The sequence below is a fragment of the Stenotrophomonas sp. SMYL41 genome, assembly GCF_036319965.1.
Lineage (GTDB): Bacteria > Pseudomonadota > Gammaproteobacteria > Xanthomonadales > Xanthomonadaceae > Stenotrophomonas > Stenotrophomonas maltophilia_R.
Map to the genome: position 1 here is coordinate 280,977 of NZ_JAWIRX010000004.1, position 19,671 is coordinate 300,647.

A 19,671-nucleotide genomic window follows, 5' to 3' on the forward strand; every position below is an offset into this window, starting at 1 on the left:
GCCACGACCTGCCGGGCTTCGATCGGGCTTCTGCTAAAATCCGGGGTCCATGTCGCGTACCTCATACCCCGCCCCGCCGCTGCCGCGCGCCGGCCAGCTCCGCGCCTGGTGGCGCGCCCCCGCATCGCCGACCGCCCTGGCCTGGTACCTGGCCCAGGCCGCGCGTGCGCACGACGCGCCCCTGCTGGTGATCGCCCGTGACAACCACGGCGCCAACCAGCTCGAAGCCGACCTGCATACCCTGCTCGGTGGCGATCCGGCCCTGCCGGTGGTCGCCTTCCCGGACTGGGAAACCCTGCCCTACGACCGCTTCAGCCCGCATCCGGACATCATTTCGCAGCGCCTGTCCGCCCTGCACCGCCTGCCCACGCTGAAGCGCGGCCTGGTGATCGTGCCGGTGCAGACCCTGCTGCAGCAGCTGGCCCCGCGCAGCTACGTGATCGGTGGCAGCTTCGACCTGAAAGTCGGCCAGCGCCTGGACCTGGAGGCCGAAAAGCGCCGCCTGGAAAGCGCCGGCTACCGCAACGTGCCGCAGGTGATGGACCCGGGTGACTTCGCTGTGCGCGGTGGCCTGCTCGACGTGTACCCAATGGGTGCCGACGAGCCGCTGCGGGTAGAGCTGCTGGACGAGGACATCGACTCGATCCGTGCCTTCGACCCGGAAAGCCAGCGCTCGCTGGACAAGGTCGAGGCAGTTCACATGCTGCCGGGCCGCGAAGTACCGATGGACGAGGCCAGCATCGCCCGCGTGCTGTCCACGCTGCGCGAGCGCTTCGATGTCGATACCCGGCGCAGCGCGCTGTACCAGGACCTGAAGTCCGGGCTGGCGCCGGCCGGCGTCGAGTACTACCTGCCGCTGTTCTTCGAACGCACCGCGACCCTGTTCGATTACCTGCCCGACGGCAGCCTGCCAGTGGTCTGCGCCGGTGCCGGCGAGGCTGCCGAAGCGTTCTGGGCGCAGACCGGCGAGCGCTACGAACAGCGCCGCCACGATGTGGAACGGCCGCTGCTGCCGCCGTCGGCGCTGTACCTGTCGCCGGAACTGCTGCGCGAGCGGCTGAACGATGCCCCGCGCATCGAGGTATGGGCCGCCGACCACGCGCGCATCGCCGACGCGCACGCGCTGGGCGACCAGCCGCTGCCGCCGCTGCCGGTGGCCGCGCGCGAAGCACCGGCCGGCGATGCGCTGAGATCCTTCCTCGGCCACTACCCGGGCCGGGTGCTGATCGCCGCCGATTCGCCCGGCCGCCGCGAGGCGTTGCTGGAAGTGCTGCAGGCCGCCGAGCTGAAGCCGCCGGTGGTGGCCGACCTGCCCAGCTTCCTCGCCGACGATGCGCGCTTCGCGATCGCGGTGGCGCCGCTGGAGGATGGCTTCGCGCTGGACGATCCGCGCATCGCGGTACTGACCGAGCGCCAGCTGTTCCCCGAGCGCGCTGGCAGCACCCGTCGCACGCGCCGCGCTGGCCGCGAGCCGGAAGCGATCATCCGCGACCTCGGTGAACTGACCGAGGGCGCACCGATCGTGCACGAGGACCATGGCGTCGGCCGCTATCGCGGGCTGATCGCGATGGACGTCGGCGGCATGCCCGGCGAATTCCTTGAAATCGAATATGCCAAGGGTGACCGCCTGTATGTGCCGGTCGCCCAGCTGCACCTGATCAGCCGCTACTCCGGCGCTTCGGCGGAAACCGCACCACTGCATTCGCTCGGTGGCGAGCAGTGGAGCAAGGCCAAGCGCAAGGCCGCCGAGAAGGTGCGCGACGTCGCCGCCGAGCTGCTGGAGATCCAGGCCCGCCGCCAGGCGCGTGCCGGCCTGGCACTGCAGGTGGACCGCGCGATGTACGAGCCGTTCGCGGCCGGCTTCCCGTTCGAGGAAACGCCGGACCAGCTGGCCGCGATCGACGCCACCCTGCGCGACCTGGCCAGCAGCCAGCCGATGGACCGTGTGGTCTGCGGCGACGTCGGCTTCGGCAAGACCGAGGTGGCGGTGCGTGCTGCATTCGCCGCCGCCAGTGCCGGCAAGCAGGTGGCTGTGCTGGTGCCGACCACGCTGCTGGCCGAACAGCATTACCGCAACTTCCGCGACCGCTTCGCCGATTACCCGCTGAAGGTCGAGGTGCTGTCGCGCTTCAAGACCACCAAGGAAATCAAGGCCGAGCTGGAGAAGGTCGCCGCCGGCACCATCGACGTCATCGTCGGTACCCATCGCCTGCTGCAGCCGGACGTGAAGTTCAAGGACCTGGGCATGGTCATCGTCGACGAGGAGCAGCGTTTCGGCGTACGCCAGAAGGAAGCGCTGAAGGCGCTGCGCGCCAACGTGCACCTGCTGACCCTGACCGCCACGCCGATTCCGCGCACGCTGAACATGGCCATGGCCGGCCTGCGCGACCTGTCGATCATCGCCACGCCGCCGCCGAACCGGCTGGCGGTGCAGACCTTCATCACCCAGTGGGACAACGCGCTGCTGCGCGAAGCGTTCCAGCGCGAACTCGCGCGTGGTGGCCAGCTGTATTTCCTGCACAACGACGTGGAAAGCATCGGCCGCATGCAGCGCGAGCTGTCCGAGCTGGTGCCGGAGGCGCGCATCGGCATCGCCCACGGGCAGATGCCCGAGCGCGAGCTGGAAAAGGTGATGCTGGATTTCCAGAAGCAGCGCTTCAACGTGCTGCTGTCGACCACGATCATCGAATCGGGCATCGACATCCCCAACGCCAACACCATCATCATCAACCGCGCCGACCGCTTCGGCCTGGCCCAGCTGCACCAGCTGCGTGGCCGCGTCGGTCGCTCGCACCACCGCGCCTACGCCTACCTGGTGGCACCCGACCGCCGTTCGATCACCCCGGATGCGGAAAAGCGCCTGGAAGCGATCGCCTCGATGGACGAGCTGGGCGCCGGCTTCACGCTGGCCACGCACGATCTGGAGATCCGCGGTGCAGGTGAACTGCTCGGCGAGGACCAGAGCGGGCAGATGGCCGAGGTCGGCTTCAGCCTGTACACCGAGCTGCTGGAGCGCGCGGTGCGCAGCATCAAGCAGGGCAAGCTGCCCGACCTGGATGCGGGCGAAGAAGTGCGTGGTGCCGAGGTCGAACTGCATGTGCCGGCGCTGATACCGGAAGACTACCTGCCGGACGTGCATACCCGCCTGACCCTGTACAAGCGCATTTCCAGCGCGCGCGACAGCGATGCCCTGCGCGAGCTGCAGGTGGAGATGATCGACCGCTTCGGCCTGCTGCCGGATGCGGCCAAGCATCTCTTCGCCATCGCCGAGCTGAAGCTGAAGGCCAACACGCTCGGCATCCGCAAGCTGGACCTGGGCGAGAACGGTGGCCGCATCGTGTTCGAGTCCAAGCCGAACATCGACCCGATGGCGGTGATCCAGCTGATCCAGAAACAACCGAACCTCTACGCCATGGAAGGGCCCGACAAGCTGCGCATCAAGCACCCGTTGCCGTTGCCGGAAGACCGCTTCAATGCGGCCCGCGCTCTTCTGACCACCCTCGCCCCGGGTTGATCGCCCCCTGAACACCCCGCACCGGTCCCCACCCGGTGCGGGCGGATGACCATGCTTCCTGACGCCGTACCCGCTCCCGACCTGCTGCACGCGCAGGCCTGCCTGATCGATGCCCTCTCGATGTCGCTGCAGATGCGCGACGCCTACACCCGCCACCATTGCGACCGCGTCGGCCGACTCGCGCAGCGCCTGGCCACGCACTGCGATCTCGATGACGATGCCTGTTCGCAGATCGGCCTGGCCGCGCGCTTCCACGACATCGGCAAGATCGGCATTCCCGACGATGTGCTGTTGGCGCCGCGTCGGCACACCGATGAGGAGCGCGCGATCATGCGCGAGCATCCGGTGCGCGGCGAGCATATTTTCCTGACCACCGGCCGCAGCGACGCGGCACCGGTCGCGCGGCTGATCCGCGCCCACCACGAAGCCTTCGATGGCAACGGTTATCCCGATGGGCTGCGCGGCGAATCCATCCCGCTGGGCGCGCGCATCGTCACCGTTGCCGATGCCTACGATGCGATGACCAGCGTGCGCCCGTATCGTGCCGCGATGGAACGCGAAACCGCGTTGCGGATCATCGAAGCGCAATCTGGAGGGCTGGTGGACCCCTACGTGTTGCAGCGCTTCCATCGCATGCTGGCGCGGGAGCCGGAGCTGGCCTGAGATTTCCACCGGGCATGGCCCGGTGCTACCGGCGGCACAAACAAAAGGCCCGGCATTCGCCGGGCCTTCTGCATCACGCATTACGTGCGATCGATTACCAGATCACCACGCGCTTGTCGTCGGCGCGCACCATCGCGTCGCCGGCCTTGCACTGGAACGCAGCGGCATAGGACGGCATGTTCGACGGCGCGCCGTTGGCACGGAAGTTGGCCGGCGCATGCGGGTCGGTGTTCAGGCGGACGCGCAGCTCACCATCGGTGAAGTTGCGGCGCCACACGGTGGCCCAGTTCATGAAGAAGCGCTGGTCCTGGCTGTGGCCATCGACTTCGACATTCGCCTTCGGATCTTCCTTCAGCGCCATCTGCAGCGCATCGTAGGCCACGGTCAGGCCACCCAGGTCGCCGATGTTCTCGCCCAGGGTCAGCTTGCCCTTCACGAACACGCCCGGCACCGATTCATAGCCGTCGAACTGCGCGACCAGCTGGTCGGTACGCTCGGTGAAAGCCTTGCGGTCGGCGTCGGTCCACCAGTTTTCGAAGTTGCCGTTGGCGGCGAACTGGCTGCCCGAGTCGTCGTAGCCGTGCATCATCTCGTGGCCGATGACCGCACCGATGCCGCCGTAGTTTAGCGCCGGATCGGCCTTGGCGTCGAAGAACGGCGCCTGCAGGATTGCCGCCGGGAACACGATCTCGTTCTTGGTGGCGTTGTAGTACGCGTTGACGGTCTGCGGGGTCATGCCCCACTCGGTCTTGTCCACCGGCTTGCCGATCTTGTCCAGCATGTAGCGGTAGTTGAACGCACGCGCCGCCTGCATGTTGCCCAGGTAGCTGTCGCCGTTGGTCTGCAGGCCTGCCCAGTCACGCCACTTGTCCGGGTAACCGATCTTCGGGGTGAAGCTGGCCCACTTTTCCAGCGCCTTCTTCTTGGTTTCTTCGCCCATCCACGGCAGCTGCTCCAGGCGCGCCTTCAGCGCCACCGAGAGGTTCTCCACCAGGTGCTGCATGGCCACCTTGGATTCGGCCGGGAACACGGCGTCGACGTACAGCTGGCCCAGGGCCTCACCCATGCCACCGTTGACCGACTCCAGCACGCGCTTCCAGCGCGGCTGCATTTCCTGCTGGCCGCGCAAGGTCTTGCCATAGAACTCGAAGTTGGCCTTCTCGAACTGGCTGCTCAGGTACGGCGAAGCATCGTCGATGGTGTGGAAGCGCAGGTAGGCCTGCCACGTGGCAGCCGGCACGTCAGCCAGCATCTTGTCCATTTCACCGAAGAAGCCCGGCTGGGCCAGCGAGAACTTCTGCGCGGCCGGCACCTTCAGGGTGTCGAACAGCGCGGTCCAGCTGAAGTTCGGGGTCAGCTTGTCGGCGTCGGCCGCGCTGAGCGGGTTGTAGCGCTTGGCCGGGTCACGCATCTCGATGCGCGACATCGAGGCCTTGGCCAGGCGGGTTTCGAAGGCCATCACGGCCTTGGCCTGCTCGGCGGCCTGCGCCGCGTCCACGCCGGACAGGGTCAGCACCTGTGCGATGTAGGCCACGTAGGCGTCGCGGATCTTGGCCTGGGCGTCGTCGAAGTAGTAGCCCTTCTCCGGCAGGCCGAGGCCACCCTGGCCGACGTAGGCGATGACGTTGGCCGAATCCTTGTAATCGGCATTGGCGAACAGCGAGAAGAGCACGCCCTTGCCCTCGGCCTGGCTGTCGCGCAGGTACTGGGTGATGGCGGCGGTATCGTTCAGCGCAGTGATCTTGTCCAGCTGCGGCTGCAGCGGAGCGAGGCCGGCGGCTTCGATCTTGGCTTCATCGTTGCCGGTCTTCCAGATGTCACCGATCTTGGCTTCCACCGAGCCGGCCTTGGCCTGGCTGGCGGCGGCCTGCTGCACCAGCACGTGCTGCACTTCCAGCGAGCGCTCGCGCAGGATCTCGAAGCTGCCCCAGGTGGTCTGGTCGCCCGGCACCGGGTTGGCCTTCAGCCACTTGCTGTTGACGAAGCCATTGAGGTCGGTACAGGCCGAAATGGCCGGATCCAGATCGGCGCTGTTGAGCGAGATCAGCGGCGTCTTGATCTGCGACAGGTCGAAGGCAGGCTTGGCGTCGGCGCTGGCCGCCGGCGCGGTTTCATTCTTGCCACAGGCCGCCAGCGAGGCAGCGATGGCGATGGTCAGGCCCAGCGGGACCAGGTTGCGGACGTTCATGAGGCTCTCCTGCGGGTAATTTCACAGGGTAGCCGGGGGAACGGAGCTGGGGACCGGCCAAAGGTCACGAGCCCGTGGAGTCGCCAACCAACTGCATGCCGGTATTCTTATCTTCACGATCACCGGATCTCGCGCCCATGGACGACGCTGCGCTGCTGCTGGCCATCGACACCTGCGAGTATCTATTCCTGACGGGTATTGGCGAACCGGAGGCCAACTGTCTGCGGCTGGTGATCGAAGAGGGACAGGTGACAGGAGAGCCTCACCGTGTGGACCTCGGCCATGGACGTTCAATCGAGGGTGTGCGTGCGATAGAGGCAATGCCCCACTCACAGCAGTTTGAGCTGGTTTGGGATCACTACATCAGCTACGCCGTGCACAACGAGTCCTGCCAGAGCCGGGACGACTCCGAAGCCTGGAGCGGCAACCTGTTCCGCCGCTACAGCCGTTCGAAGTTCCTTTGCAGCCCCCCATGGGGGTGGCTCTACTGGGGTGCGACAGCGTCAGTCGAGCATGGCTCGACTCCACAAAAGGGAAGGCCGGCTTGCGCCGGCCTTCTGCTTCTTTACTTCGCCTTGCCCTGGTTGGCCACAGCCTCAGCGGCCTTGCGCGCTGCTTCCGGGTCGCCCAGGTAGCGGAACGACTGCACGGTCAGATCGTCGTTCAGCTCAAACAGCAGCGGAATGCCGGTCGGGATGTTCAGCTCGAGGATCTCCTCGCGCGAGACGTTGTTGAGGTACTTGTACAGCGCGCGCAGCGAGTTGCCGTGGGCGGTGACCAGCACGGTCTTGCCGTCCTTCAGCTGCGGCGCGATGGCGTCGTGCCAGTACGGCAGCACGCGGTCCAGCGTGGTCGCCAGCGACTCGGTACCCGGCAGCGCGTTGCGGTCCAGGCCGGCGTAGCGACGGTCATGGATCGGGTGGCCCGGATCTTCCAGATCCATCGGCGGCGGCGGGATGTCGTACGAACGGCGCCACACCTTGACCTGCTCCTCGCCATGCTTGGCAGCGGTCTCGGCCTTGTCCAGGCCCTGCAGGCCACCGTAATGGCGTTCATTGAGGCGCCAGGACTTGTTCACCGGCAGCCAGTCCTGCTCCAGCTCGGCCAGCGCACCCTGCAGGGTGTGGATGGCGCGCTTGAGCACCGAGGTGTGGGCGACGTCGAACTGCAGGCCTTCCTCGCGCATCAGCCGACCGGCGGCGGCCGCTTCCCGGCGCCCCTGCTCGGTCAGGTCGACATCGACCCAGCCGGTGAAGCGGTTGTCCAGGTTCCACTGGCTCTGGCCATGGCGCAACAGTACGAGTTTACGGGTCACTGCAGGGTCTCCAACGCGAGGAAAGGCAGGCTGCCATTGTAGCCCCGGCCGCCGCTCACCGGGCCGTGGCACCGCGCATGCGATGCTGTGACCAATGAATACGGTGATCGACCCCGGGCGCTGGGAAGGCAGCGTCGCCGCTGCCCGCGCGCAGCAGATCCAGCTGGCTGGCCGCGTGGAGCGCCAGGACCGGCTGCCACGCAACGTGCGCTGGCTGGCCGGGCTGGATGTTGGCTTTGAGGACAATGGCGCCGTCACCCGTGCCGCGGCAGTGCTGCTGGATGCGAAGACGCTGCGGCCCGTGGCTCAGGAAGTCGCGCGCATCGCCACGGTGATGCCCTACATCCCCGGCCTGCTCAGCTTCCGCGAGTTGCCAGCGCTGTTGGCCGCGCTGGCGCTGCTGCCGCGCACGCCGGACCTGGTGTTCGTCGATGGCCACGGCATCAGCCATCCGCGCAGGCTGGGCGTGGCCGCGCATCTGGGCGTGGTCACCGACCTGCCAAGCATCGGCGTGGCCAAGTCGAAACTGGTGGGCCGGTTCGTCGAACCGGGCGCCGAGGCCGGTGCACATACGCCGCTGCTGGATGGCGATGAACAACTGGGCTGGGTGCTGCGCAGCAAAGTGCGCTGCAAGCCGCTGTTCGTGGCCGGCGGCCATCGGGTCAGTGCCGGTACCGCGCTGGACTGGGTACAGCGCACACTGCGCGGTTACCGGCTGCCGGAGCCGACCCGGCTGGCGGATCGGCTGGCCTCGCGGCGGGACGAATAGCCACGCCGGGCACCACCCGGCGCGACCCTCAAATTCAATCAACGATGCACGTGACCGCGATGGCCCTGCGCGTCCTCGCCATGGTCGTGGCCTTCATGGCCCTCGTGCTCGCCGCCCTTGGCCGGCGCCGGCTCACCACAGGCTTCGCCGCAATGGTCCGCCTCTATCTGCAGCGTCACGTGCTCGATGCCGAAGTCATCGTGCAGGCGCCCGCCCAGCTCACGACGCAGCGCATCAGCATCGGTGCCGTCGCGCATCACGATGTGCGCGGTCAGCGCCGGGGTGCTGGAGGCCAGCGCCCACACGTGCAGGTCATGCACGTCCAGCACGGCGGCATGGCCGGACAGGCTGTCGCGCACCTTGGCCACGTCCATGCCCTTGGGCACGCCTTCCAGCAGCACGTTGATCGCCTCACGCATCAGCACGTAGGTGCGTGGCAGTACCCACAAACCAATCAGCACCGCCAGGATCGGGTCGATCGGCTTCCAGCCGGTCCACTTGATCAGCAACGCACCGGCAATCACCGCCACCGAGCCGAGCATGTCCGCCCACACTTCCAGGTAGGCGCCCTTCACGTTGAGGCTCTCGCCACTGCCCGCCTGCAGCAGGCGCATCGCGATCAGGTTGATGACCAGGCCCGCGGCGGCGATCACCAGCATGCCGGAGGAGGCGATCTCCTGCGGCTCGCGGAAGCGCCCGACCGCCTCCCACAGGATGTAGGCGGCAACCACGAACAGCATGGCGCCGTTGATCATTGCGCCCAGCGCTTCCAGACGTGCATAGCCGTAGGTGCGGCGTGCGTCCGGCGGGCGCCGACTCAGCCGCACCGCGACCAGCGCGATCATCAGCGCCAGCGCATCGGTGGCCATGTGCGCGGCGTCTGACAGCAGTGCGAGGCTGTTGGTCCAGAACGCGCCCACCACCTCGACGACGAGGAAGGTGGAGGTCAGGCCGAGTGCCCACCACAAGGGTTTCTCGTGGCGGATCTCGGATGGCAGGTGATCGTGGTCGTGGCCCATGGCAACAGCTCCTTTGCGATGCGGTGCAGGCTACGCCGTGCTGGCGGGGGAGACTATTACGGTGTTTATAACATTGCAGGCCACGCGGTCCCTCACCGGACATGGCCCGGCGCTACCGGAGCGTGGCCGGTAGCGCCAGGCCGCGCCTGGCGAACGCAGCGGATCGACGTCCGCGTGCGGTCAGAACCCGAAGCGCAGGCTGGCCCAGTACGCGCGGCCCGGCTCGTTGTAGGTCGCCGCGCCGGCATCGCTGCTGTTGGCCTCGCGGAACAGGCGCTTGTCGGCCAGGTTGTTGACGCCGAAGCCGAAGCTGACCGTCTCGGTCACCTTGTAGCGCGCGCTCACGCCCCAGATGTTGTACGCACCGCGATCCTGCAGCGCGATCGACGGGTCGCACGTGCCAGTGCAGCGCGGATCGTTGTTGATGTTGGTGGTGGCCGGCTTCTGCTTGCCATAGAAGGTGCCGGTCAGCAGCAGCGACAGCTTGTCGGTGGCCTGCCAGTCCAGCATCGTGTTGACGGTGTACTTCGGAATCACCGACAGCGGCTGGCCGGTGCTCTTGTTCTCGTTCTCCACCATGTAGGTGAAGTTGTTGCTCCACTTCAGGCGGTTGCCCTGCTCGCCCAGCAGCGGGATCACCAGGTTGCCTTCCAGCCCCTGCACGATCGCCTTCGGCGCGTTCTCCCAGCGGAAGATGCGGCCGCGGCCATCGGCAGTCAGGCCGATCTGGTCGTAGCCGGCCTGGATCTTGTCCTTGTAGTCGTTGTGGAAGTAAGTCAGCGACGCCTGCCAGCCGCTCTGCGGTGCCCACTCGATGCCCAGTTCCTTGTTCAGGCTGGTTTCCGCCTTCAGATCTGCGTTGCCACGCATGTAGCAACCGGCGCCGAGGCTCGGCAGTGCATTCGGGCAACCATTGCCACGGGTGTAGTAGAGATAGTCCGGATTCGACTGGTACAGGTTCGGCGCCTTGAACGCACGCGCGATGCCGCCCTTCACCACCCAGTCGCTGTTGATGCGGAACTGCGCATTGAGGCTGGGGCTGGTGTTGTTGCCGAACTGGCTGTGGTGGTCGAAGCGCAGGCCCGGGGTAACGATCCAGCGCTCGCCCAGATAGATGTTGTCTTCCACGAATACGGCGGTGGTCTGCGCATCGGCCTTGCCGCGCGCACGGTCGGCCGACAGCCCCGGGATGCCGCCGCCACTGCTGCTGGACTGGCTCATCGAATACGGGTCGGTCAGGCGGCTGTCGAGGTATTCAAAGCCCAGCGTCCAGATGTTCTCGGCCCCCCCCAGCGTGGTCGGGAAACTCACTTCGCCATCCAGCTGGTAGTTGCGCAGGCGCGAGGTCGACCAGTCGGTGCCGTTGAAGCTGCCCTCCGGGCCACCGGCCAGGCCTTCGTTGATGCGCGAGTTGTTCACCGCTTCCACTGCGGCCGTTACCCGCGAGGTCACGTCCCCCCAGCGGCCGCGATGGGTGATCACGCCGGTGTTGCGGTACATGCGGTTGGTTTCCGCTTCGCCCTCGGCCAAGGCGGCCAGGTCGACTCCGGTCGAGGTACCGGTGGTGCTGACGGCGCGGTCACCGGCGTAGATGTTGCCCTGGCGGCTGGTGCCGGCTTCGAACTCCACCACCTGGTCGGCGGTCACGTCCCAGCGCAGCAGCGCGTTGACGTCGCGGTTCTTGACGCCCTCGCGGCCAGCCGGCGGCACCGCGTTCGGGTTGGTCGCGTACTGGCGGTTGAGGTCCAGTGAGTCGGCGTCGGTCTTGTTGAGATTGCCGTACAGGCGGAACGACAGGGTGTCGGTCATTGGCCCGCTCAGCTGCAGGCCGACGCGCTCGCTGCCGCCTTCGGCGCTGTGCTCGGGCACCAGCCCATACAGGTCGACCGCACCGGTCAGGTCGCCGGTCGGGCGCTTGGTGATGATGTTGACCACGCCGCCGGAGGCACCGGAGCCGTAGCGCGCCGCTGCAGGGCCGCGCAGCACTTCGATGCGCTCGATCATTTCCGCCGGCACCCAGTTGGTATCGCCGCGCGTATTGCGTTCGCCGCTGCGGCCCATGCGCACGGCATCCCGCGCACCGATGCGCTTGCCATCGACCAGGATCAGCGTGTTCTCCGGCCCCATGCCACGCAGGTCGATCTGGCGGTTGTTGCCGTACTGGCCCGAGGCGCTGTTGCCGGTGAGGTTGACGCCCGGCATGGTGCGCAGCAGTTCGGCGATGTCGTTGGCCGGCGGGCGCCTGGCAATGTCCTCGGCGGTGATGGTCGAAGTGCCCAACGCCTGGCGGGCAATCTGCGAGGCAGTGACATGCACCGTGTCGATATCGGTGGCGTCGGTTTCGGCGTGGGCGGTCAGGGCGCTGCCCGCCAGCAGGGCGGCAACGGCGAGCGCCAGCGGGCGCGGCGAAAGGACAACGGCAGGAGACATGATCTGGACCTTCTGGCAGGGCAACGGGGCCTCTGGCAAAGGGCTTGAGGCAACGACGAGGGGGAGTCGGAGCGTCGCCGCAGTCACCTGCGGCCCGATCCGTGCGCGCATTCTCCCATCAATGCGAGTGATTCTCAAATGCGTTCACTCATTGCCGCAGTGGCGCCGATGTGCTTTGCGCACCGTGCAACCCTGCATCGCGCTTAAACTGGCCGGCTTACCTGCCATCAACCGCACGCCACCGCGGCCGATACCCGTGGTTTGTCGTACGCAGCCAGAGATCGACGTGGAACCACCCCAACTGGACGATGCCAGCCAGCCGCTGGCCGAGGCCTGGCAGCACTGCCTGCAACAGGCCGGCCCCGCCGCCACTGCGCTGTTGCACGCGGCCGCCGACGACGCGCCCCCCACACTGGCCCAGCGCTTCTATGACGTCCTGCTGCAGGACCCGCGCGCGCGCCGTTTCCTGTCCCATGAGCAGGTCAAGCAGCGCCTGCAGCCAGCCATGCAGCGCTGGCTCGTGCAGCTGCTGACCACCGATGCCAACGGCATTGCCGCCACCGTCGCCTCGCAACGGCTGATCGGCGATGTGCATGCCCGGGTCGGCATTCCGGTCGATCTGGTGACCCGTGGCGCGCGCGTGCTCAAGCACGAGCTGTTCGTGCGCCTGCGCGATGATGCGCCCGACAGCGCTACCGCGTTCGCCGCCATCGACTGCCTCAGCGCGATCATGGACATCGCCATGGAAGGCATGACCCTGGCCTACACCCATGCCCGCGAGCGCTCCACCCGTGCCGATGCTGCGTACCGGCTGTTCTCACTGGTGCAGAACGTCGGCACCGAGCGCGAGCGCCAGCGGGCACTGCTGCTGGACTGGGAGAACGCCCTGCTCTACGCGTTGGCCGGTCATGTGCAGGCCAGCGACAGCGCCAGCCTGGCCACCTCGGAATTCGGCCTGTGGTTCACCCACAAGGGCATCCCCAGTTTCGGCGAGAGCAGCGAGACCCAGCAGGTCGGCCAGCTGATGGCCCGCATCGACAGCAACCTGCAGCGAGCAAGCAACGATGCCCCGGCGCAGCGACTGGCGGTGCTGCCGGCCATCCGCGAGGACCTGGCCGCCATCCGCACCCTGATGACGCTGCTGTTCGAGCGCATCGGTGAACTGGATGCCGGCAGCGATGCACTGACCAACCTGCTCAACCGCCGCTTCCTGCCAACGGTGCTACGCCGTGAGATCGAACTGGCCACGCGCAACCGCACACCGTTCTCGCTGCTGCTGCTCGACCTGGATCACTTCAAGGCGATCAACGACGGCCACGGCCACGATGCCGGCGACCGCGCGTTGCAGCACGTCGCCGGCCTGCTCGGCCAACTCACGCGCGGCAGCGACTACCTGTTCCGCTATGGCGGCGAGGAGTTCGTGGTGGTGCTGGTCGCGGCCAGCGAGTCGCAGGCCGCGGTGATCGCCGAAAGCCTGCGCCGGCAGATCGCGCAGTCGCCGGTGGCGTTGGCCAACGGCCAGGTACTGTCACTGACCGCCAGCATCGGCGTGGCCGGCCACGATGGCCACCCGGACTACGAGCGGCTGATGGCACGTGCCGACGCGGCGATGTACGAGGCCAAGCGCAGCGGCCGCAACCGCGTGGTGGTGGCCAGTGCGGACCTGCAGGAAGCCCCGGGACGGCGCGCACTGCAGCGTTGACGGCATGCCGACGCTACCGACAGCCGGCTCTACCGATACAGGTGGTAGCCGCTGCTGTCACCGCCACCACCCGCCCCCCCGCCCACCACAGCAACGCCAGCGCCGCGATGCCGGCGCCCAGCAGGCACACCGCGGGCCAGCCATGCCGGGCCTGCATCCAGGGCCCGGCAGCCGCACCAGCACCACTGCCCACCGCATAGAACAGCATGTACAGCGCCACCAGGCGCCCATGCTGTTCTGCCGGTGCACGCAGCAGCAGCGCCTGGTTCGATACGTGCAGTGCCTGCCCACCGAGGTCGAGCACGATGACGCCCAGCAGCAGCAACGACAGCGACTGCGACAGGCCCAGCAGCGGCCACCAGGCGGCAAGCATCAGCAGTAATGCGCCAAGGCTGACCCGACCAGTGAAACCGCGGTCCATCCAGTGCCCGACCCGCGCCGCCATCAATGCGCCCACTACGCCGGCCAGGCCGAGCGCACCGATGGCCGCGGTGGACCACTGCAAAGGAGGCGCCGACAACGGCAGCGGCGCCGCCGCCCAGAACACGTTGAGGCCAGCAAACAACAACAGAGCCAGCGGCCCACGCTCGCGCAGCGTGCGGTCCCGGCGCAGCATGCCCAGCATCGAACCCAGCAGTTCGCGCCAACGCGGTGGTAGCACCGGTACCGGCACCGCCGGCAGGCGCCGCCACAACAGTAACGCCAAGGCCCCCATCACCGCTGCCGACAGCAGGTAGACCGCCCGCCAGCCGATGGTGGCTGCGACCGCACCCGATACCACGCGCGCCAACAGCAGGCCGATGAACACACCGCCCTGCACCACACCGACCACGCGACCGCGCTGCTCGGGCGGTGCCAGCATGGCGGTGTAGGCGATCAGGCCCTGGGTCAGCGCCGTGCCCAGCAGGCCGGCCAGCAGCATGCCCGACAACAGCCAGCCCGCCGTGCGTGCCGATGCCAACCACAGCAAGCCCAGCACCAACGCCATCAACTGCAGCCGCAGCAGGCGTCGCCGGTCACCACGATCGGCCAGCGGCAGCAAGCCAAGCAACGCCAGCACGCTACCGGCCTGGGTAGCAGCCAGCACCGCGCCGGCCACGGCACGGTCCAGCGCAAAGGCACATGCAAGCTGATCCAACAGTGGCTGTGCGTAATAAACGTTGGCGACGCTGGCGCCGGCGGCAACCGCAAGCAGGACCTGCAGCGGGCGGGGAAGCGATGTGGCACTCATGATGTGGTTGCAATTTAAAACTTGATGCAGGCTACCGACATTGGTTTTAAACTGCAACCACATTCGGAGATTCCCAGCATGCACGCCGACAGCCCCTGCCCCGTCGCCCGCAGCGCCGATCTGCTCGGTGACCGCTGGGCATTGCTGGTGATCCGCGACGCGTTCGACGGCATCACCCGCTTCGGTGATTTCCAGCGCAGCCTCGGCGCGGCGCGCAACATCCTCAGCGACCGCCTGCGGCGGCTGGTCGAGGCCGGCATCCTGCGGCTGCAGCCGGCCTCCGATGGAACGGCCTACCAGGAGTACGTGCTCACCGCCGCTGGCCAGGAACTGTTCCCGCTGCTGGTCGCACTGCGCCAGTGGGGAGAGCGCCATCGCTTCGAGGCCGGTGAAGCCCATTCGCAGCTGATCGAATCCAGCACGCGGCGACCGCTGCCCTACATGCAACCGCACGGGCGCGACGGTCAGCCCCTGCAGGCCGCCGCGACCCGCGTGCGCAAGCTCAAGGACGACGGGCGCGGCGCCTGATCCGCCCATTCGCGCACACCACGATCCGGCCGCGCCGGTTAGCATCGGATGTTTCCGCCGCCGGACGCCGCCGATGCCGCGCTATCGCCCTTCCCTGATGACCGCCCTGCTGCTGCCGCTGCTGGCCTGCGGCGCCGGAGCCATGCAGGCCCGCGAAGTTGTCGCGCCCGCCGGCCACGTGCAGGCCGATGGTCCCTATGTGTTCCGCGAGGGCACGCAGTTGCAGGCCAAGTGGATCTGCGACGACAAGGTCGAGTCGCACACGCTGGCCGCGCAGGCTGCAGGCACCGATATCGCCCCACGCTGCGGCTACGGGCACACCGTGCGTGTGGCCGCGCCGGATGCACCTTCGATCTCCGTACTGCCGGCCACGCCGCGCATCGTCGCCCTGTCCGACATCCACGGCCAGTACGGGCTGCTGGTGCGCCTGCTGCGCGCCAACAAGGTGATCGATGCGCAGGACCGCTGGGCGCTGGGCACCAGCACCCTGGTCGTTGCCGGCGATGTGTTCGATCGTGGCCCGCAGGTGACCGAAGCCTTCTGGCTGCTGTATGGCCTGCAGCAGCAGGCGGCAGCCGCCGGAGGCGCGGTGCACTTCGTGCTCGGCAACCACGAGACCATGGTGCTGTACGACGACCTGCGCTACGTCAACCCGAAGTACCTGCGCAGCGCCCAGCTGCTCGGCCAAAGCTACCCGAAGCTGTACGGTGCCGATTCGGTGATCGGGCAGTGGCTGCGTACCCGCCCGGTGCTGCTGAAGATCGGCGACACCCTGTTCCTGCACGGCGGCATCTCGCCCGAGGCGGTGGAACTGGCGCTGGACCCGGCGCGCACCAACGCGGCCTACCAGGCGTCACTGGGCCTGCCCAAGGCCGAGGTGAAGGCCGACCCGGCCACTGCGCCGTTGTATGACGGCAAGACCAGCCCGATCTGGTACCGCGGCTACTTCGATGGACGCCTCGACGCGGCGGGTGTACAGGCAGTGCTTGACCGCCTGCAGCTCAAGCGCATCGTCGTCGGCCACACCTCGATGCCCCACGTCAGCAGCTTCCATGGCGACCACGTGATCGCCATCGACAGCAGCATCAAGAACGGCGAGAACGGCGAACTGCTGTTCATCGAGGAAGGCAGGCTAAGCCGTGGCCTGCTGGATGGCTCACGGGTGCCGCTGGCACAAGGCAAGCCCGGCCTGCAGGACTGAATGGCGGGACAGCGCGACGGCCGCCGGCGGTGCCGCCGCGCTCCACCTTCAGCCGGTTTGCCGCTACCCTCGGCAACCGAGAGGCCCACCCCGTCCTTCCGGTGGGCCTGACCGTCACAGGAGCCCCCCGCGCATGCGCGTTCTGATTGCTGAAGACGACCCGGATATCGCCTCCGGCCTGTGCGCCTCGCTGCGCCGGCAGGGGCACGTGGTTGACCACGTCGACAACGGTGCGCACGCCGACGCTGCACTGGGCTCGACCCAGTACGCATTGCTGGTGCTGGACCTGGGCCTGCCACAGCTGGACGGCCGCGACGTGCTGCAGCGCCTGCGCCAGCGCGGTGATGGCCTGGCGGTGCTGGTGGTGACCGCCCGCGATGGCCTGGCCGAACGCGTGCGCGTGCTCGACCTCGGCGCCGACGACTACCTGGTGAAGCCGTTCGCACTGGACGAATTCGAAGCACGCGTGCGCGCACAGCTGCGCCGGGTCACCAGCAATGGCAACCCGGACCTGCGCATCGGCCGCCTGCGGCTGGACCTGGCCGGGCACCGCGTATGGATCGACGACCAGCCGCTGGAACTGACCGCACGCGAGTTCGGCCTGCTGTCGGCGCTGGCGGTACGCGCCGAGCGCATCGTCTCGCGCGCGCAGCTGGTGGAAGCACTGTGCGACTGGGGCCAGGACCTCACCGACAACGGCCTGGACATCGCCCTGCACCGCCTGCGCCGCAAGCTGCAACCCGGTGGCATGGGCATCCGCACCGTGCGCGGGCTGGGCTACATGCTGGAAGACGCGCAGGACGAAAGCGCCTCGTGATCAGTGGCCCCCCCAGCCTGCGCCGACGCCTGCTCGCCTTCCTGGCGTTGCCGATGCTGGGCCTGCTCACCTTCAATACGATCCTGGCCTATTACGTTGCGCTGGACTATTCCAACCGCATCCATGACCGCAACCTGATCGATGACACGCATTCGTTCGCGCAGATGCTGAGCACCATGCCGGTGACCAGCGACCTGTCTCCGCAGGCACGCTTCCTGATCGAGTACGACCCCGACGGCCATCGCTACTTCAACGTCGACAGCAGCCGCATGGGTACGCTCAGCGGCAACGCGGACTTCAGCCCGTACGCCCCTTCGCAGGACTGCACCGGTGTGCATCCGGCGCTGTACGACGGCAACCTCAATGGCCAGCAGGTGCGCATGGCCACCGTCTGCACGCAGGCGATGAACGACCCGCAGGACCAGCTGGCGGTGACCGTGGCCGAAAGCATGGCCGACCGCCGCCAGCGTGCGCGCGAGATCCTGATGATCATCATTCCGCTGATGACCATGCTGGCGCTGGGCACCGCCGCCCTGGTCTGGTTCGGCGTGACCTACGGCCTGCGCATCCTGACCCCGCTGAGGACCCGCCTGGCGCAGCGCCGCGGCGAACTGGCGCCGATCTCCGATGCCGACGTACCGGAGGAAATCCAGCCGCTGATCAGCACCATCGACGATCTGTTTGCCCGCCAGGCGGAAATGATCACGCTGCAGAACCGTTTCATCGCCGATGCCGCGCACCAGCTGCGCTCGCCATTGGCCGGCATGGCCCTGCACGTGGATCAGGCGCTGGCGCATGGTGACCCGGACACGGTGCGCGAAGCACTGCAGCACATCCGCCGGCTCAACCAGCGCACCGCGCGGGTCAGCACCCAGCTGCTGGCATTGAGCCGGGCGCAGACCGTCCCGGAAACCGTGGAAGCGCTGGACCTGTGCGAACGGGTGCCGCACTGGGTCCGGATGCGCGTGCCCGAAGCCATCCGCGATGGCATTGATCTGGGTTACCGCGGCAGCCCTCGCCCGCTGCGCGTGCTCGGCAACGGTGCCCAGCTGCAGGAGGCCCTGGACAACCTGATCGACAATGCGCTGCGCTATGCCGGCCGCGGCGCGACCGTCACGGTCGGCGTGCACGCGCTGGACGACAATGACGTCGAGCTGTATGTGGAGGACAACGGACCCGGCGTACCCGAGGACGTGATGCCGCGGCTGGGCGAGCGCTTCTTCCGCGCGCCCGGCACCACCGCCAGCGGCACCGGCCTGGGCCTGGCCATCGCCCACGAAGCGGTGGAGCACTTCGGCGGCCGCCTGACCTTCCTCAATCGTGCCGGCGGGGGCCTCAAGGTTGCCATCACGCTGCCGCTGCTGAAGGCCCCCTGACCCGGACCGGGGCGCTGAAAGGCTGGCGAAAATCGCGCTTGCGATCCTGACCATCCCCACTGCCGTCCCGGAGCCGCCAGGTGACCGAATCGCACGACTTCTTCCTCCCCGGTGGCCCGCAGGGCGTGCTGCTGGTCCACGGCCTGACCGGCACCCCGGCGGAAATGCGCATGCTGGGAAAGGGCCTGAACAACGCCGGCTTCACCGTCCACGGCGTGCAGCTGCCCGGCCATTGCGGCACCGTGGATGACCTGCTGGCGACCACCTGGGAACAGTGGTACCAGGGTGTGGAAGATGCGGCGGCGAGCCTGCGTGGCAAGGTCGACCAGCTGTTCGTCGGTGGTCTGTCGATGGGTGCGGTACTGTCGCTGGCGCTGGCCGCGCGCCGCCCCGAGTGGGTGTCCGGCGTCGGCGTTTACGGCGCCACCTTCCGCTATGACGGCTGGAACATTCCCGCCGTGGCCCGCTTCTCGTTCCTGCTGCCGTGGTTCAAGCGCTTCAACATCGGCCGCGACCGCATGTTCATGGAAGAACCGCCGTACGGCCTGCGCGACGAACGCCTGCGCGCACAGGTCAGCGCCGCCATGCTGTCCGGCGACAGCGCTGCCGCCGGCCTTCCGGGCAACCCCTGGCACGCGTTGGCCGAGATGCGCGCCCTGAGCAACTGGACCCGCCGCCACCTGCACCAGGTCACTGCACCGTGCCTGGTGATGCACGCCCGCGAAGACGACGTGGCCAGCATGGGCAACGCCGAGCTGGTGATGTCGCGGGTCAGCGGCCCGAAGGAACTGGTGGTACTGGAAGACAGCTACCACATGATCACCATCGACCGCGAACGCCGCGACGTGATCCGCCGCAGCGCGCGCTTCTTCACCGAAATCGGTGAACGCAGCGGCGTCCTCAAGGCGGTAGCCTGAA

General features: G+C 67.7%; 14 protein-coding genes. 9 read left to right on the forward strand and 5 right to left on the reverse strand.

The window, feature by feature from the left end; all coding sequences use genetic code 11:
• Positions 1 to 49 precede the first annotated feature (49 nt).
• Positions 50 to 3,514, forward strand: coding sequence for a transcription-repair coupling factor (gene mfd / locus V3B30_RS07145; protein WP_262084534.1), 3,465 nt, complete (start codon positions 50 to 52; stop codon positions 3,512 to 3,514).
• A gap of 45 nt (positions 3,515 to 3,559) precedes the next feature.
• Positions 3,560 to 4,177, forward strand: coding sequence for an HD domain-containing phosphohydrolase (locus tag V3B30_RS07150; protein ID WP_262084535.1), 618 nt, complete (start codon positions 3,560 to 3,562; stop codon positions 4,175 to 4,177).
• Between the two features lie 94 nt (positions 4,178 to 4,271).
• Here the strand turns inward: V3B30_RS07150 and V3B30_RS07155 are convergent, their stop codons facing one another.
• Together V3B30_RS07155 and gpmA are read right to left on the reverse strand one after the other, a co-directional pair.
• Positions 4,272 to 6,365 carry a M13 family metallopeptidase gene (locus V3B30_RS07155; RefSeq protein WP_262084536.1) on the reverse strand — a complete coding sequence of 698 codons (2,094 nt, stop codon included), beginning with the start codon at positions 6,363 to 6,365 and terminating at the stop codon, positions 4,272 to 4,274.
• Between the two features lie 565 nt (positions 6,366 to 6,930).
• On the reverse strand, positions 6,931 to 7,680 hold the full coding sequence (gpmA, locus tag V3B30_RS07160) for a 2,3-diphosphoglycerate-dependent phosphoglycerate mutase (RefSeq protein ID WP_014036448.1): 750 nt from the start codon (positions 7,678 to 7,680) through the stop codon (positions 6,931 to 6,933).
• 94 nt (positions 7,681 to 7,774) lie between these two features.
• Here gpmA and nfi point away from each other — a divergent pair, with 94 nt between their 5' ends.
• Positions 7,775 to 8,449, forward strand: coding sequence for a deoxyribonuclease V (nfi, locus tag V3B30_RS07165; protein ID WP_262084537.1), 675 nt, complete (start codon positions 7,775 to 7,777; stop codon positions 8,447 to 8,449).
• Between the two features lie 38 nt (positions 8,450 to 8,487).
• Here the strand turns inward: nfi and V3B30_RS07170 are convergent, their stop codons facing one another.
• On the reverse strand, positions 8,488 to 9,468 hold the full coding sequence (locus V3B30_RS07170) for a cation diffusion facilitator family transporter (RefSeq protein ID WP_262084538.1): 981 nt from the start codon (positions 9,466 to 9,468) through the stop codon (positions 8,488 to 8,490).
• Between the two features lie 180 nt (positions 9,469 to 9,648).
• A complete protein-coding gene (locus tag V3B30_RS07175) occupies positions 9,649 to 11,898 on the reverse strand; it encodes a TonB-dependent siderophore receptor (RefSeq protein ID WP_262084539.1) in 2,250 nt (749 codons plus the stop codon).
• Positions 11,899 to 12,184: 286 nt separating this feature from the next.
• Between V3B30_RS07175 and V3B30_RS07180 the strand changes: the two genes are divergently transcribed.
• Positions 12,185 to 13,600 carry a GGDEF domain-containing protein gene (locus tag V3B30_RS07180; protein WP_262084540.1) on the forward strand — a complete coding sequence of 472 codons (1,416 nt, stop codon included), beginning with the start codon at positions 12,185 to 12,187 and terminating at the stop codon, positions 13,598 to 13,600.
• A gap of 13 nt (positions 13,601 to 13,613) precedes the next feature.
• Here the strand turns inward: V3B30_RS07180 and V3B30_RS07185 are convergent, their stop codons facing one another.
• Positions 13,614 to 14,831, reverse strand: a complete 1,218-nt coding sequence (locus V3B30_RS07185; RefSeq protein WP_262084541.1) for an MFS transporter — start codon at positions 14,829 to 14,831, stop codon at positions 13,614 to 13,616.
• Positions 14,832 to 14,909: 78 nt separating this feature from the next.
• Between V3B30_RS07185 and V3B30_RS07190 the strand changes: the two genes are divergently transcribed.
• The 5 genes from V3B30_RS07190 to V3B30_RS07210 all read left to right on the forward strand — a co-directional run bounded on the left by V3B30_RS07190 (position 14,910) and on the right by V3B30_RS07210 (position 19,670).
• Entirely contained in the window at positions 14,910 to 15,359 is a 450-nt protein-coding gene (locus V3B30_RS07190; protein WP_262084542.1) for a helix-turn-helix domain-containing protein, read from the forward strand.
• Positions 15,360 to 15,432: 73 nt separating this feature from the next.
• Positions 15,433 to 16,560: a metallophosphoesterase gene (locus V3B30_RS07195; RefSeq protein ID WP_262084543.1), complete on the forward strand. Its 1,128-nt coding sequence runs from the start codon at positions 15,433 to 15,435 to the stop codon at positions 16,558 to 16,560.
• 133 nt (positions 16,561 to 16,693) lie between these two features.
• On the forward strand, positions 16,694 to 17,377 hold the full coding sequence (locus tag V3B30_RS07200; protein WP_100471697.1) for a response regulator: 684 nt from the start codon (positions 16,694 to 16,696) through the stop codon (positions 17,375 to 17,377).
• The gene (locus V3B30_RS07205; protein WP_262084544.1) at positions 17,374 to 18,753 is read left to right on the forward strand and encodes a sensor histidine kinase; all 1,380 of its coding nucleotides are present in this window, start codon (positions 17,374 to 17,376) and stop codon (positions 18,751 to 18,753) included. The genes V3B30_RS07200 and V3B30_RS07205 overlap by 4 nt, the downstream gene beginning before the upstream one ends.
• A gap of 80 nt (positions 18,754 to 18,833) precedes the next feature.
• Entirely contained in the window at positions 18,834 to 19,670 is an 837-nt protein-coding gene (locus V3B30_RS07210) for an alpha/beta fold hydrolase (RefSeq protein ID WP_100471695.1), read from the forward strand.
• Position 19,671: the final 1 nt, after the last annotated feature.

Excerpts from the sequence above, each read along its gene's own strand:
- mfd (WP_262084534.1), top strand. The coding sequence starts at position 50 with ATGTCGCGTACCTCATACCCCGCCCCGCCGCTGCCGCGCGCCGGCCAG.
- V3B30_RS07150 (WP_262084535.1), top strand. The coding sequence starts at position 3,560 with ATGACCATGCTTCCTGACGCCGTACCCGCTCCCGACCTGCTGCACGCG.
- V3B30_RS07155 (WP_262084536.1), bottom strand. The coding sequence starts at position 6,365 with ATGAACGTCCGCAACCTGGTCCCGCTGGGCCTGACCATCGCCATCGCT.
- nfi (WP_262084537.1), top strand. The coding sequence starts at position 7,775 with ATGAATACGGTGATCGACCCCGGGCGCTGGGAAGGCAGCGTCGCCGCT.
- V3B30_RS07170 (WP_262084538.1), bottom strand. The coding sequence starts at position 9,468 with ATGGGCCACGACCACGATCACCTGCCATCCGAGATCCGCCACGAGAAA.
- V3B30_RS07175 (WP_262084539.1), bottom strand. The coding sequence starts at position 11,898 with ATGTCTCCTGCCGTTGTCCTTTCGCCGCGCCCGCTGGCGCTCGCCGTT.
- V3B30_RS07185 (WP_262084541.1), bottom strand. The coding sequence starts at position 14,831 with ATGAGTGCCACATCGCTTCCCCGCCCGCTGCAGGTCCTGCTTGCGGTT.
- V3B30_RS07190 (WP_262084542.1), top strand. The coding sequence starts at position 14,910 with ATGCACGCCGACAGCCCCTGCCCCGTCGCCCGCAGCGCCGATCTGCTC.
- V3B30_RS07195 (WP_262084543.1), top strand. The coding sequence starts at position 15,433 with ATGCCGCGCTATCGCCCTTCCCTGATGACCGCCCTGCTGCTGCCGCTG.
- V3B30_RS07200 (WP_100471697.1), top strand. The coding sequence starts at position 16,694 with ATGCGCGTTCTGATTGCTGAAGACGACCCGGATATCGCCTCCGGCCTG.